Consider the following 13,388-nt stretch of genomic DNA (forward strand, 5'->3'; position numbering starts at 1 on the left):
TATGCTATTCAATTCTATTGATTTTATATTTTTTTACATAATAGTAACTATCTTATACTTTGTAGTTCCGCACAAACTCAAATGGGTAATTCTGTTAGCAGCAAGCTGTTATTTTTATATGGCATTTGTGCCCATTTACATTCTTATACTGGGCTTCACTATTGTTATTGATTATTTTGCCGGGATCTATATAGAAAACGAGCACAATCCCAGGCGACGCAAGCTGTTGTTGACGGCAAGCCTGGTAGCTAACATTGGGATCCTGTTTGTTTTTAAATACTTTAACTTCCTGAATCTTAATGTTGATATCCTGCTTAATAAATTCAATTATCACAACCCTATTCCCTACTTAACCATACTGTTACCTATAGGCTTATCATTTCATACTTTCCAGGCAATGAGCTACACTATTGAGGTTTACCGGGGTAATCAAAAAGCCGAAAGGCACTTTGGGATCTATAGCTTATATGTAATGTTTTACCCTCAGCTGGTTGCAGGCCCCATTGAAAGGCCGCAAAATGTTTTACCGCAATTGCGTATCAGGCATAAGTTTAGCTATGATTTAATGCAATCAGGCTTGAAAATGATGCTGTGGGGATTTTTTAAAAAACTGGTGATTGCCGACAGGCTTTCCATTTTTGTAAACTCTGTGTATAACAATCCTGATATGCATAACGGAACTACTATTGCTATTGCATCGTTCTTCTTTGCCATTCAAATTTATTGCGACTTTTCGGGATATACAGATATAGCCATAGGTTGTGCCAGAACAATGGGTTTTGATTTGATGAGAAATTTCAATCGTCCGTATTTTGCTTCCAATATCCAGGATTTTTGGCGGAGGTGGCATATCTCGCTGTCAACCTGGTTTCGTGATTATGTTTATATTCCCTTAGGCGGCAGCAAAGTGTCAGGTAAGCGCAGGTACCTTAACCTGTTCATCGTTTTTTTATTGAGCGGGGTATGGCATGGCGCTAATTACACCTATATAGTTTGGGGGATGTTGCATGGTTTGTATTCAGTAGTATACGTCCTTATTAAACCTTATTTACGTAAAACCCCCGAAAATAAAATAGCCGGTGCTTTAATGCGCATGGGTAACATTGCACTAACAATTTCACTGGTAACTTTTGCCTGGATCTTTTTCAGAGCCGCCTCTCTTCATGATGCTTTTACCCTGATCCGTAATTTAAAAAGCTTTGGAGCCAGGCCATTTATAGGCGATGGGGTCAGCAATTTTGCGCAGTCTGTTTTAGCCATTGTGTTATTATTTATTTTAGAATATAAGATAGAATATTATCCTGAAAAGTTTAACTTTTTCAGCTCCCCAAATGTTATATTAAGGTGGGGTTCTTTGGCATTTACAATATTGTGGATAATTGTTTTTGGCGTATTTAACGGAGGCCAGTTCATATACTTTCAATTTTAATGAAAAACAACTTGGTAATTAGATTTTTGATAAGGCTGGCTGCATTTTCTCTTGTATTGATTGCAGTTGACCGATTAGTGGGTTTTGCATTAAAAAAAATATACTTTAACCAGCGTGTGGGTCAATTTAGCCAAACCACCTACGCTATTGATAGCGCAAGGCAGGATATCATGATTTTTGGAAGCTCAAGGGCTGTCCGGCATTATTCACCAACCATAATATCCGGGATATCAGGCTTAAGTTGTTATGATTCCGGCCGGGATGGACTCATGATACCTTATTCAACGGCTATAGAAGAAATTTCTTTGAGCAGGCATATCCCCAAACTTATATTATTAGACATATCCCCAAGGGAATTGGGCATTGATAAAACTAAATATGAAAAGCTTTCTATTTTATTGCCTTATTGCGAAGAACATCAACAATTTATAAAATATATTAAGGAGGTTAGCAGGTATGAGCCCGAAAAGCTTTTTTCTAAAACATATCCTTATAACTCTTCTGCTTTCATTTTGGCCAATAATAGTTTATTCTCGAAATCTGTTGAAAAAGACGATAACGGATATTTACCCCTGCGTGGAGCTATGACAAAGCCAGAAGTGGAAGATTACATTAAAAGGATGACCGTAAGATCAAAAAGGATCCGGCAAAATACAGAGCTGGCAGAAGCTAAAGCAGTTAATTATTTAAAACAGTTTTTAGATAATGCCGCTAAAAATAAAATTAAAACAATGGTGATCATTTCACCAACCATATTAAACAATGCGTTTTACCTGGATAATCAAACGTTAGAGAGGGACCTGATCGAAAAAATTGCGGGGGAATATCCTAATGTTACTTTTTTAGATTTCTCCACAGATCCGCGTTTTAATTATCACCCTGAAAAATTCGCAGATGTGTTTCATCTAAATAAACAGGGCTCAGAAGAGTTTTCCACAATTATAGCCCAACAAATTAAGGCAAACTTATAAGTAAAAGCTTTTATTTAAGATACATTTGCCAGGGTTGTTATTAATTAAAAGTAACAAACCCATAGTAAAAGGATTTCATTAGTAATTTTCATGTCTGATAAAGTCATAGTTATAGAATATCTTACTTAATATGAAAAAAAGCAGGTATTTATTATATTTACCCTTAATATTGATGCTTACCCATTGTTAATATAAAAATAATGAGTGTTGAAAAACTGGAACAGTACATTACCACAGCCGATTTGGGCAGCCTTGATGCCTTGCTGATGCAGAACCCTGCTCTTGCAAAAAGCCGTACAAGTCACCAGGTTTCACCACTTATGCTATCCTGTTATTATAAAAAACCGGAGGTCACGGCAATTATTTTAAAACACCTGGATGAAATAAACCTGTTTGAAGCTTCGGCTGCCGGCAGGTTTGATGTAGTGGCCAACCTGGTATATAATCACCCCGATGCCATTAATTTTTACGCCGAAGATGGCTTTACGCCGTTGGGACTGGCCTGTTATTTTGGGCATTACGAAATTGCACAATACCTGGTATTAAAAGGCGCAGATGTGAATATGCCCTCAAACAATGGTTTCAGCGTTTACCCCCTGCATTCAGCCGCTGCCGGCAACTTTACCCAGATAGCCAGGATGCTGATAGAAAATAATGCATTGATAAATGTAAAGCAACAGGCCGGGGCAACCGCACTACACTCTGCCGCTCAAAACGGTAACATTGATCTGTTGATACTGTTACTGGAACACGGTGCCGACGTAACTGCCCGTATGGAGGGCGGCAAGCTCCCCGCAGACCTTGCCCGTGAAAAAGGCTTTGCAGAAATAGCGGAAGCGTTGGATTAGGCAGTAGTCATTAGTCATTAGTCATTAGTCATTAGGCATTAGGCATTAGGCATTAGGCAGTTTTTGTAACTGGATTATTAATATACGGATTTTATTTGCTTTTAAAGGGATCTGCTTAATCGGATAAATCATCTACACATCAGTGATCCAAAATTGGTGTAATCTTCAAATAATCGGTGCAATCAAAAAAACAACAAAAAAATAGCCGGTAATTTCTCGCCGGCTACAAAACTTCATCCTTATAATTAACTATCTAAACTAAAACTTAAGCCCTGTAATTTATACGTTATTGGTTATATAAAAATTAATATTTATATTAGTTCCAATAAAAGGCTCCCGGCCTCGCGCCAGGAGTCTTTTTGATTTGATAAATTATTGATGAGCAGGGCGCTCAATGAATGTTGTTATACGGCAACAATTTTTCGAAAGTTTCAGTTTTTTTTATTTTTTTTAAGATTACCTGATTTATAGAGAAAAAAACTGTTTTGTACGACCTGAAATTGAATTTGGAATGTCATCCCGTCGACGTAGTCCGGGGTCTCATATGATAATTCACCTGTCATCAGGTCTTCAGGCGGATTTATTCGCCTGAAGATTATTGCAGATTAAAAATCTTCCCCCTAATTTCTCTAGTGTTTTCTCCAATCTCTAACACCTATACCTATTTACTGCCAAAAACGTAGAATACCCCCACCGTTAATCCATTATTAATAAGGCTAAGGTTCACACTGTTACCATTTTGCTTTTCACTACCGGTAGCATAATCATTTTTTTCAGAGTAGTGCTGGTATTCTAAATTAGCCAGTGTTGCAGTAACCCCAAGATGTGTTGAGGGATAGTATACAAGGTCGAGTTTTGCACCTGCTTCGTAGCCATTGGTAACATTGTTTGAGTTATTACCGGCATTGGGATCATCCCAGGTAGACTTTTGATCGTTTCTTGAATAGCCAACGTATGGCCCTGTTCTGACACCTATTTTATTGGCATATAAAAAATACTTGCGCAGATAAATGGTTCCTTCAAAGTTATTATTTGTTTGTTTATTGGGGCCGTTGGTATAAGGAGCTCCACCGGCATCGTTATTAATATTATTTGTTAACGCCTGGTAAGAGAGGCTTGCACCAAGGTCCAGTTTATCAGCAATAAAATAACTGTAGCTGGGGCCGATGTTAAATGTGGTAACTTTACTGCTTGTGTTTGTGTTGGATTGATCAGAAGTATTAAAAGTGTTAAATGAATACTTGTTATACCCGAACCCCAAATTAACACCCAGCGTTTGGTTCCCTTTTTCAGTTTGTGCGTTTGAATACTGGTAAGCGAATAAAAACGCGGCGATTAAAATCAAAATTTTTTTCATTGGTTTTGTTGTTTTAAGTTAAGTCACTGAAACGAACAAATTCAACTAATATTTTAGTTCAAAGCGTTGATATACGCTTTATTTTAATAAATTTTTCTTTGGATAATATAGGTTTGAAAGCAGCGTTTTATAAAGTTTCCTGTTTGAAAAACCGGGCCTCGCGTTATGCTGCATTTGTTTCGTTCATTTATTTGTTTCGCAAAAATTTTAAAAGCTGTTCATTTGCTTAAGCCTTATCAATTTGTTTTTTTATTGATTATGTTTATTGGGAAATATAGTACCGCACAAGAACTACCCGTTGCGCGCAGCGTCCGGAAAGCTTATTCTAAAGTAACACGGAGCAAAAGTGGCCTGCCTGGTAAATTATATTGGCAAAACACAGGCAACTACAATATCAACATCAATTTTAACCCTTCCACCAGGGAGATAAGCGGCGGTGTAACTATAGATTATATCAATAATAGCCCGGATACTTTAAAAACGTTGGTCTTTAAGCTTTATCCTAATTTATATAAGAACAACGCAATGCGCAATATGCCGGTGGCCTCCAGCGATTTAACCACTGGGGTTCACATCAGCTCAATGACTATTGATGGTAATGAATATGACAGTACCAGGCGTGCAATCAAGGGAACAAATATGTACCTGAAAGGAAGCCGTATTTTACCAGGGCAGAAGGCTCATATTGCTATAAACTATAGCTACACACTGAACAAAGGCTCCTTTATCAGGACGGGGCAAATTGATTCCGGGGCGTTTTTTATCGCCTACTTCTTCCCAAGGATTGCCGTTTATGATGATGTTGATGGCTGGAACGAGTACCCGTACATTGGCAAGGAGGAGTTTTATAACGACTATGGGAATTTTAAAGTCGCAATCACTTTGCCTGGTAAGTACGAAGTGTGGGCAACCGGAAACCTGGAAAACACGCAGGAAGTTTATAAGCCTAATATTGTGCAGCGTATTAACAATGCTGAATTGAGCGACAGCATCACTGACGTTATTACTACCGATGATCTTAATAAAGGGAACGTTACCCAAAGTAATCAAACAAATACCTGGCGGTTTGAGGCTGATGGAGTGACCGATTTTGCCTTTGCTGTAAGCGACCATTATGTGTGGCGCTCTTCAAGCATTATGGTCGACCCTTCAACAAAACGGCGTACCCGCGTTGATGCGGTGTTCAATCCGGTACATGATGCCTATTTGCCGGTAGCAGCATACGCCCGTAAAACTGTAGAACTGATCAGCTATCATTTTCCGGCGCTGCCGTTTCCATATTCGCATGAAACCATCTTTGACGGACTGGATGCCATGGAGTATCCGATGATGGTTAACAATCTGCCATTTAGTGACAAAAAAGAGGTGCTTGAATTTACTGCGCATGAGGTGTTTCATGCATTGTTCCCTTTTTACGTGGGGACTAATGAGACAAAGTTTTCTTTTATGGATGAAGGCTGGGCCACCATGACGGAGTTTCTTTTTCCTCCGCTTATTGATCCCGCTGTGCCATTTGATTATGATATCAGCGATGTAAACAATAGCGCCGGTACAGATGAGGATGTGCCTATAATGACACCTACGACACAGCTATATGGAAAGGCGCGATTTTCTGATAAAGACCTTAAACCTGCATTAGGCCTGCTGTATCTGAAGGAAATGCTGGGCGATAAATTGTTCCTTGAAGCGATGCGTTACTATATAGAAAACTGGAATGGGAAACATCCAACACCTTATGACTTTTTTAACTGTATGAACACCGGGAGCGGGACCAATTTGAATTGGTTTTGGAAAACCTGGTTTTTTGAAAAGAATGTTCCTGATCTGGTGATCAGCAAGGTTACTCACCGGCAACTTGATTATAATATCACTATTTCCAGTCCCGGAAGCTTGCCGGTTCCCATTCATCTTACAATTATTTACAGGGATGGCAGCAAACAATTGCTTAGCCGGAACATCGGCTGCTGGATGAATGGCAACAAATCTGTGAGCCTTCATTTGAGGGCTAAAAAACCTGTAACGCAATTAGTTTTAGGAGATGCTTTTGACGTAGATATTAATCCGGAAAATAACCTTTGGAATAATGGACACGGCCGTGGAAAATAATTATTTTAACTCCGGAATAAGCATTGCTTAGCTATTTGATTGCTTAACATACCACTGTTTTATAAACGCTATTAAAATTATCCCAATACCGGCGCCTTTTAAAAAGCCGTCGGCAAAATCTGGCAATACAAAAAATTGCTTTAATATAAAGCTTGCCGACAACAGAAGTAAGCCAAGCGGAATTATAAATTTAACGGGGATTAGTGGCTTCATTAATTTGGTATTTATGATGTGCTGCAATCATTTATTTCTCTGCGTAAGTCAGTTTAAACAAAAGCTCCCTGACTTGCCTGGTAACAGGCCCCGCTTTTCCATCGCCAATCATTCTTCCATCAATTGCAGTAACGGGATAGGCATATTGGGTGGTGCTGGTTATAAAAGCTTCTTTAATGCCGGAAAGGTCGTCAATACTAAAGTCTTCTTCGGTAATGGTATAACCGCTTATCTTAAATTTTAAAACTTTGCTGCGGGTTATGCCCTTTAAAATATTGTTTTTAGGGGTAATAATTTCTTTATCATATACCACAAAAAAGTTAGCGCGCGGGCATTCGGTAATAACCCCGGTATTGTGGTATAAAACGTCATCAGCGTTTTTTTCCTTCATAAATGGGTGTAATCTTACCGCCATCAGGTAATCAATGGTTTTTATATAGGGGAGTTGCCTTTGATGGTCATAAGTTACCAGGTTCATACCGGTATCTAGCTTATTTTCATCCTGCATATTTAACGGGTATTGCAATATAACCAGGTTCGGTTTGCCCATCCGGTAACCATCTTCCGAATAGCCGCCGGTAAGCAAAAGTTTTATTCCGGATGTTGCAATGCCGTTTTTTTCTACTAGCGCTTCAATCGCTTTTCTAAGCTGGACCCTGTCCATCACCACATCAAGGAACATTTCTTTAGCCGAGTTATAAAACCGGTTAAAATGGTCCTCAATAAATATGGGGCGGTTATCAATAACCTTCAGGTAATCAAAAATTCCATAGCCACGGTGCATTGAAAGATCGGAGACTCCTATTTTGGCGTCTTCTTCTAAAAACAGCTGGTTATTTATTGATACATATTTTGCAGCCATGGCATTTAAGTTTTATGATTTACCCGATTTTGATAAACCGGCACTCATGTTAAATATATTTTCGCCGTAGCTCACTACTAAATTGTCTCTTTCACGCTGGCGTTTAAGTGCAACATCAATAAGCGTTTTTAGTAATTGGCCGAAATTTTTATCAGTAGCTTCCCATAAGTAAAAAGACAATGAGCCCGGGATGGTGTTTATTTCATTAACATAAACTTTATTGTCCTTTTTATCAACCAAAAAGTCTATCCGCGAAACACCTGAACAGGATAGGATCCTGAAAGTTTCTTTTGCAAGATCCTGGATCAGTGTTGCTTGTTCCTTTGAAATATTAGCTGGGATCTGGCGTTTTGTGCTGGTCATCCCTTTTGATGAACTGCCTTTGGTAATGTATTTATCCTTATAACTTAGGATATCACCGGCACCTAAGGGCTCTTCACACACCGAAGCTGTTTGATTGGCTGAATCGCCTAATACCGAGCAGTTAATCTCTTTCAGGTCAACTACCATTCTTTCAACCAGGATCCGGTTACTGAAACTGCCGGCAAGTTCCACCGCATCTATCAGCTGCGCTTCATCAGCAGCTTTTGAAACACCAACGCTCGACCCTAAATTGGATGGTTTTACAATAACCGGGAAGCCTATCTTATTAATATTTTCTAATATAGCTTCCTTGTCCATGTGCCAGCTCCGGTCGGTAAACCAGGTATAGTCAACCACGGGCAGCTTGCTTTCTTTCAAAACCATCTTCATCATTATCTTATCCATGCCAATGGCTGATGATAAAACATCGCAGCCTACATATGGAATTCCTTTTAATTCAAGCAATCCTTGTAGCGAGCCGTCTTCACCGTTTGTGCCGTGGATAATAGGGAAAGCGATATCTATTTTACCAAGCGTCTTGCTTTTCCAGATGGATGACTGTACCGCATTAATAGTGAAATCGCCATAAGTAGGCGAAATGTAGATCTCGGTACACTGTGCTAAAAGTGTATCTGTATTTTTATAATTATCTACGTTTAACAACGCGTCGCCGGTAAACCATTTACCGGTTTTTGTAATGTAAATGGGGGTAATGTCGTAACTGTTTTTATCAAATGCGCTGATGGCCTGCTGTGCTGAAATTACTGAAATTTCATGCTCAACTGACCGTCCGCCAAATATAACGCCAATATTTATCTTCATTGTTCTGCTCTAATAATTTGATCTAAAGTTCGTAAGTATCGGGTAAATCGTTTTCGTATAATAATACATCGCCCGCTTTGGTCATGCTGTTTAAATGATTCACGGCATCTTTAAAGTTATGGGCCACATATATTTTATCATCAGGGTAACTTTTGTTTTTAAGCCCCTTCATAATAGGTAAAGTTATGTTTTTACCTACAAGTATAGCATAATCACAGGTATCGGCAATCTGTTCGCCTAATAAACTGTTGTAATATTCCTGTTTTTCGCCAAGCTCAATCATACCCGGGGTAATGATGATCTTCCGGGTTCCAGTAATAGCTTTTAAAACCTCTAAAGCCATTTTCGAACCAACCGGGTTTGAGTTAAAGGCATCATCAATAACGGTAACGCCATTAGGGTGTACTTTAACCTCCAGCCTGTGCTGCACAGGTTCCAATTTTTTTATGGCGAAGGCAATGCTGCTATCCGGAACCTCCAAATGCCGCGCCACGATATAACCGGCTAATATATTCGACAGGTTGTAACTGCCAACTAGCTTGGTATAAAAATTGGCCAGGTGCTTACCTTTATTGAAAATTGAGAATGCCGAGCCTTTAGCCGAGTAGGAGATATCTTTTATATAAAAATCCACCTTTTCGTTATCTGATGAATATAGCGCGGTTTCTCTGTCGTTCACAGGGCGGTTGGCAATATATTCATAGTCTGCATTTAATACCGCTAGGCCCCCGGAAGGTAAAGCATCTATCAGCTCGAACTTGGTTTTCTGAACGTTTTGAATAGTTTTAAAGCTTTCCAAATGTTGTTCGCCAACAGCAGTTAAGATCCCTATTTGCGGGTGTACCAAATCGCAGATCTCTTTGATATCATTGGGTTGCTTGGCGCCCATCTCCACAATAAAAACCTGGTGAGTAGCCTGTAACTGCTCCCTTACCGTTTTAATAACCCCCATAGTGGTATTATAGCTGCCTGGCGTCATTAAAACATTATATTTTTCGCTCAGCATCCGGTGCAAAAAATGCTTGGTACTGGTTTTTCCATAGCTGCCGGTAATGCCGATAATGATCAGGTCAGACCGTTGGGCAAGGATCTTTTTGGCATCGTTATAATACCAGTTGTTAATGGCCTTTTCAACCGGGGCAATTAAAATAGTTGCTATCGCGATAAAAATAAAGCTGAGCAGTAAAACAAGCCCGCTCACCCAAATTGTATAAAGCGTTTTACCTGTTGCTAAAAAGTACACTAAACCCGTTATAATGGATAACAGAAAAGTAAGCCCGAATAACCTTTGCGCTCTTTGTGTAAAAACAACCGGCTTTTTTTGTTTTCTGGTGAATAGTAAATAAGCTAAAAGCGCGTATAATATGATAATTGAAATGCTGCTAACAACAACGCTGGTAGTTAAAATCAGGATGCCGGTGATAATCAAAACAACAACTTCCAATACGCGGGTAGTGAGAACCAGGTTGGTTTTAAGCCATTTAAAGTACCGGTCGTTACGGTACGAGTTGAGCTGCATCATGTGCAGCTCGAACCTTAGCTTTGTAAACGCATAAACCAGTACTGTTGCCAGGGCAACTATAAAAAATATGTTATCCATCAATTGTTCTTCTTATCGGCCTGCAGAAAGTTATCCAATATAATTAAAAACTCGTGAAGCTTTTCAATAAAGCTAAAGTGCCCCACATTTTTCAACACTACCAAACCCGCATTGGGGATCAGTTTTTCCATGGTTTGGCCATCGCTAACCGGCGTAGCGGTATCATTTTCGCCCCAGATCAGCAGGGTGGGGGCCTTTATTAGTGGCATTACTCTTTTGAGGTCTTCGTTCACTGATTTTACCAGGATCTGCCGCATAATACCTGATGCATTGTTATAATCGGTAGATCCCGCTGTTTTCCGGTATCCTTCTATAATTTCCTGCGCCTTGCTTTTACCCACTAAAAACGGCAGGGTTTTACGCGCTGCTTTAAACGAATAAACTTTTATATAATATTCTAGTGAACGGCTTGGTTTTATTCCAGCGCTATCCAGTAATATCAGCTTTAAAACAGGGTTGCGTGACGAATAAAGTATCGAGATCCGCCCGCCGTATGAATGCCCGGCAAGGATAGGGTTGCTGATGTTTTTTACCCGGAAAAACTCCTCGATAAACTGCGTATATTCTTCAACGCCCCAAACTTCTTTTGGCTCTTCACTTTTGCCAAAACCCGGAAGATCGATAGCAATTACGTGAAAATTTGGTTCAAAATATTGCTGGATCTTTTCAAATACCTGCAGGCTTGAACCCCAGCCATGCAGTAAAACCATTGTTTTTCCTTCGCCGGTTTCTGTATAATTTATGTTAAGGCCCTTAACCAGTTGGGTGTACTCCATAAGTATGTTACGATGCTTGCAAAGATAATAAATAAGTGACACCAATAACAGGTGAAACAGGTTATGCAAAGTCAAAAGTGCAACAAAAAAGGTAGCTTTATGTGTTAAGAAACAATGATATTTATCTGCAATAAGTAAATTGAAAATATGAAATCGCTCAATAAACAAATAAGTCTTGAATTCTCCGGCGGCAATTTTGAATTTGCCTATCAGTATTTAGCCGACGATGTGTGCTTCAATATAGTAGGGAATGAAATAATCACTGGTAAAGATGCGGTTATTGAATTTTGTACCAAAACAGCCAAATACTTTTCAGAGGTTACCACTAAGTTTAACCTTGATAATGTAATAGCTGATACTGATTGTGTAGCTATAAACGGCACAGCCGAGTTTTACGCAGAGGGTAGGGTGAACTATATTTCATCGTGCGATATGTACAAGTTTAATGATGGGAGATTGAAGGAAATAACTTCTTATTGTATTTCTACAAAAAAAGAATAAACTTTAACTCAAAGCCTTTACCGCCCTTGCCAAAATTTCCACAGCCTGTTCCATCTCTTTCAGGTTTAGCGAAGCAAAACCCATCCGGATGCCATCGTTGGGATGGGCAGGATCATGAAAATAATCTGTCCCATTGCTGATCGTTAGGCCCATTGTTGCAGCTTTGGCAGCTACCTCTTGTGGTTTAAGTCCGTTTAAATATTCCACCCAAACAGCAAAACCCCCATCCGGAATTTTAAAGCTAATATATCCGTCTAGTTTTTCTTTCAGGAGCCGGCATAATAGATCGCGCCTTTCATGATAGGTTTTGTTTGCTTTTTTAAGGTGACGGCCAATATCTCCATTTTTTAAAAGGTTAGCCATTGCTTCTTCTAAAAGCTGCTCACCCTGCCTGTCAATCAGCCTGCGGAAACGGGTTGCCTGGGTAATGAGATTTTGCGGTGCAATCATAAAACCAATCCGGATACCCGGCGCTATGGTTTTTGAAAAAGAGCCAACGTAAATTACCGAGCCATAATGGTCAACGCTGGCCAGCGGTAATATGGGGCTGCTGGCGTAATGAAAATCATAATCGTAATCGTCTTCAACAATTGCGAATTTATATTTCCGGGCCAGCTCAAGCAGCTGCATGCGCCTGTCTGCGCTTAGCGTAACCGTTGTGGGGCTGTGGTGATGCGGAATTACATAAACCAGTTTTACTTTTTTCTTTTTACAGATGGCCTCTATTTCACTTACGTTTATACCGTGTTCATCAACAGGTACCAATGCTAACTTAGCACCCGCTTGTTCAAAAACTTCGTTGGGGCAGTTGTAACCCGGATCACCAGCAATAACCGTGTCGTTTTTTGTGAGCAGCGTCTTCGCAATAAGGTATAAAGCCATTTGCACGCCTTTGGTGATCAAAATATTTTCGGGTTTAACCTGCAAGCCACGCGTTTCGCCGAAAAAGCGGGCAAGCTCTGTTCTTAAATTTTCCGATCCCTGCTCAGGCCCGTACATCAGGTATTTTGAGGTAAAATGATACGTTGCAAAACGCCTGTATTCTCTTACCAGCAATTCAACCGGTGCAAGGCGGATATCCGGAAATCCATCATTAAATTCAAGATTGTGTTCAGGTTTTTTTAAAAAGGGACCGGATATGTATGTTTTATCATCGGGTACTTCAAAAAAAGCTTTTTCAGGATATGCATATGGCTGCATACCTGTGGTTATTTTTCGGGGAGACACGTCCGGAAGGTTTTTGGCTACAAAAATTCCTTTGCGCGGATAAACGTCAACCCAGCTTTGGGCATAAAGCTCATCATAGGCGGCAACAACTGTTTTACGGTGGACCTTTAGATCGGCCGCCAGCAAACGGCTGCTGGGCAGTGCTATAGATGGTTTTAAAACTCCCTGGCGAATATGACTGATTATGCCATTGGCGATTTGCAAATACACAGGCACCTGCGAGTTTTTGTCGATTGTTATAAGGCCTTTCGGAAATTGCATACTGGACTACCTTGTTTGTGTTTTCTGGACTATAAAGGTAGCCCAATTGATC

The 13,388-nt window shown here is 39.8% G+C and carries 12 protein-coding genes; 5 read left to right on the forward strand and 7 right to left on the reverse strand.

The window, feature by feature from the left end; translation table 11 throughout:
• Positions 1-118: 118 nt before the first annotated feature.
• From BUE31_RS18390 to BUE31_RS18400, 3 genes are all read left to right on the forward strand, one after another.
• Positions 119-1,429, forward strand: coding sequence for an MBOAT family O-acyltransferase (locus tag BUE31_RS18390; RefSeq protein ID WP_234997858.1), 1,311 nt, complete (start codon positions 119-121; stop codon positions 1,427-1,429).
• On the forward strand, positions 1,429-2,400 hold the full coding sequence (locus BUE31_RS18395) for a DUF1574 family protein (RefSeq protein WP_073405300.1): 972 nt from the start codon (positions 1,429-1,431) through the stop codon (positions 2,398-2,400). Before BUE31_RS18390 ends, BUE31_RS18395 begins: the two co-directional genes overlap by 1 nt.
• 200 nt (positions 2,401-2,600) lie before the next feature.
• Positions 2,601-3,248 carry an ankyrin repeat domain-containing protein gene (locus BUE31_RS18400; protein WP_073405301.1) on the forward strand — a complete coding sequence of 216 codons (648 nt, stop codon included), beginning with the start codon at positions 2,601-2,603 and terminating at the stop codon, positions 3,246-3,248.
• A 661-nt stretch (positions 3,249-3,909) separates the two neighbouring features.
• Here the strand turns inward: BUE31_RS18400 and BUE31_RS18405 are convergent.
• Positions 3,910-4,605, reverse strand: coding sequence for an outer membrane beta-barrel protein (locus BUE31_RS18405; RefSeq protein WP_073405302.1), 696 nt, complete (start codon positions 4,603-4,605; stop codon positions 3,910-3,912).
• Positions 4,606-4,863: 258 nt separating this feature from the next.
• On the opposite strand from BUE31_RS18405, the gene BUE31_RS18410 reads away from it, so the two are divergent.
• The gene (locus tag BUE31_RS18410) at positions 4,864-6,711 is read left to right on the forward strand and encodes a M1 family metallopeptidase (protein WP_073405552.1); all 1,848 of its coding nucleotides are present in this window, start codon (positions 4,864-4,866) and stop codon (positions 6,709-6,711) included.
• Between the two features lie 27 nt (positions 6,712-6,738).
• Here the strand turns inward: BUE31_RS18410 and BUE31_RS18415 are convergent, their stop codons facing one another.
• From BUE31_RS18415 to BUE31_RS18435, 5 genes are read right to left on the reverse strand one after another with little or no spacing between them, the layout of a single operon-like run.
• Entirely contained in the window at positions 6,739-6,924 is a 186-nt protein-coding gene (locus BUE31_RS18415; RefSeq protein WP_073405303.1) for a hypothetical protein, read from the reverse strand.
• A gap of 31 nt (positions 6,925-6,955) precedes the next feature.
• Entirely contained in the window at positions 6,956-7,786 is an 831-nt protein-coding gene (locus tag BUE31_RS18420; protein WP_073405304.1) for an aminotransferase class IV, read from the reverse strand.
• Positions 7,787-7,798: 12 nt separating this feature from the next.
• Positions 7,799-8,971, reverse strand: coding sequence for a D-alanine--D-alanine ligase family protein (locus tag BUE31_RS18425; protein ID WP_073405305.1), 1,173 nt, complete (start codon positions 8,969-8,971; stop codon positions 7,799-7,801).
• A 22-nt stretch (positions 8,972-8,993) separates the two neighbouring features.
• Positions 8,994-10,571 (reverse strand): UDP-N-acetylmuramoyl-tripeptide--D-alanyl-D-alanine ligase, encoded by a 1,578-nt coding sequence (locus tag BUE31_RS18430; protein ID WP_083620086.1) that lies wholly within the window; start codon positions 10,569-10,571, stop codon positions 8,994-8,996.
• The gene (locus BUE31_RS18435; RefSeq protein WP_073405306.1) at positions 10,571-11,347 is read right to left on the reverse strand and encodes an alpha/beta fold hydrolase; all 777 of its coding nucleotides are present in this window, start codon (positions 11,345-11,347) and stop codon (positions 10,571-10,573) included. Before BUE31_RS18435 ends, BUE31_RS18430 begins: the two co-directional genes overlap by 1 nt.
• 147 nt (positions 11,348-11,494) lie before the next feature.
• Between BUE31_RS18435 and BUE31_RS18440 the strand changes: the two genes are divergently transcribed.
• Entirely contained in the window at positions 11,495-11,848 is a 354-nt protein-coding gene (locus tag BUE31_RS18440) for a nuclear transport factor 2 family protein (protein ID WP_073405307.1), read from the forward strand.
• A 3-nt stretch (positions 11,849-11,851) separates the two neighbouring features.
• Here the strand turns inward: BUE31_RS18440 and BUE31_RS18445 are convergent, their stop codons facing one another.
• Positions 11,852-13,336, reverse strand: a complete 1,485-nt coding sequence (locus BUE31_RS18445) for a MocR-like pyridoxine biosynthesis transcription factor PdxR (RefSeq protein WP_073405308.1) — start codon at positions 13,334-13,336, stop codon at positions 11,852-11,854.
• Positions 13,337-13,388 lie beyond the last annotated feature (52 nt).

This window comes from Mucilaginibacter sp. OK098 (assembly GCF_900142915.1).
GTDB lineage: Bacteria > Bacteroidota > Bacteroidia > Sphingobacteriales > Sphingobacteriaceae > Mucilaginibacter.

What these genes read in the sequence shown, in the direction of transcription:
- BUE31_RS18405 (WP_073405302.1), bottom strand. Translation starts at nt 4,605, where the DNA reads ATGAAAAAAATTTTGATTTTAATCGCCGCGTTTTTATTCGCTTACCAG.
- BUE31_RS18390 (WP_234997858.1), top strand. Translation starts at nt 119, where the DNA reads ATGGCATTTGTGCCCATTTACATTCTTATACTGGGCTTCACTATTGTT.
- BUE31_RS18400 (WP_073405301.1), top strand. Translation starts at nt 2,601, where the DNA reads ATGAGTGTTGAAAAACTGGAACAGTACATTACCACAGCCGATTTGGGC.
- BUE31_RS18430 (WP_083620086.1), bottom strand. Translation starts at nt 10,571, where the DNA reads ATGGATAACATATTTTTTATAGTTGCCCTGGCAACAGTACTGGTTTAT.
- BUE31_RS18435 (WP_073405306.1), bottom strand. Translation starts at nt 11,347, where the DNA reads ATGGAGTACACCCAACTGGTTAAGGGCCTTAACATAAATTATACAGAA.
- BUE31_RS18440 (WP_073405307.1), top strand. Translation starts at nt 11,495, where the DNA reads ATGAAATCGCTCAATAAACAAATAAGTCTTGAATTCTCCGGCGGCAAT.
- BUE31_RS18445 (WP_073405308.1), bottom strand. Translation starts at nt 13,336, where the DNA reads ATGCAATTTCCGAAAGGCCTTATAACAATCGACAAAAACTCGCAGGTG.
- BUE31_RS18410 (WP_073405552.1), top strand. Translation starts at nt 4,864, where the DNA reads ATGTTTATTGGGAAATATAGTACCGCACAAGAACTACCCGTTGCGCGC.
- BUE31_RS18420 (WP_073405304.1), bottom strand. Translation starts at nt 7,786, where the DNA reads ATGGCTGCAAAATATGTATCAATAAATAACCAGCTGTTTTTAGAAGAA.
- BUE31_RS18425 (WP_073405305.1), bottom strand. Translation starts at nt 8,971, where the DNA reads ATGAAGATAAATATTGGCGTTATATTTGGCGGACGGTCAGTTGAGCAT.
- BUE31_RS18415 (WP_073405303.1), bottom strand. Translation starts at nt 6,924, where the DNA reads ATGAAGCCACTAATCCCCGTTAAATTTATAATTCCGCTTGGCTTACTT.
- BUE31_RS18395 (WP_073405300.1), top strand. Translation starts at nt 1,429, where the DNA reads ATGAAAAACAACTTGGTAATTAGATTTTTGATAAGGCTGGCTGCATTT.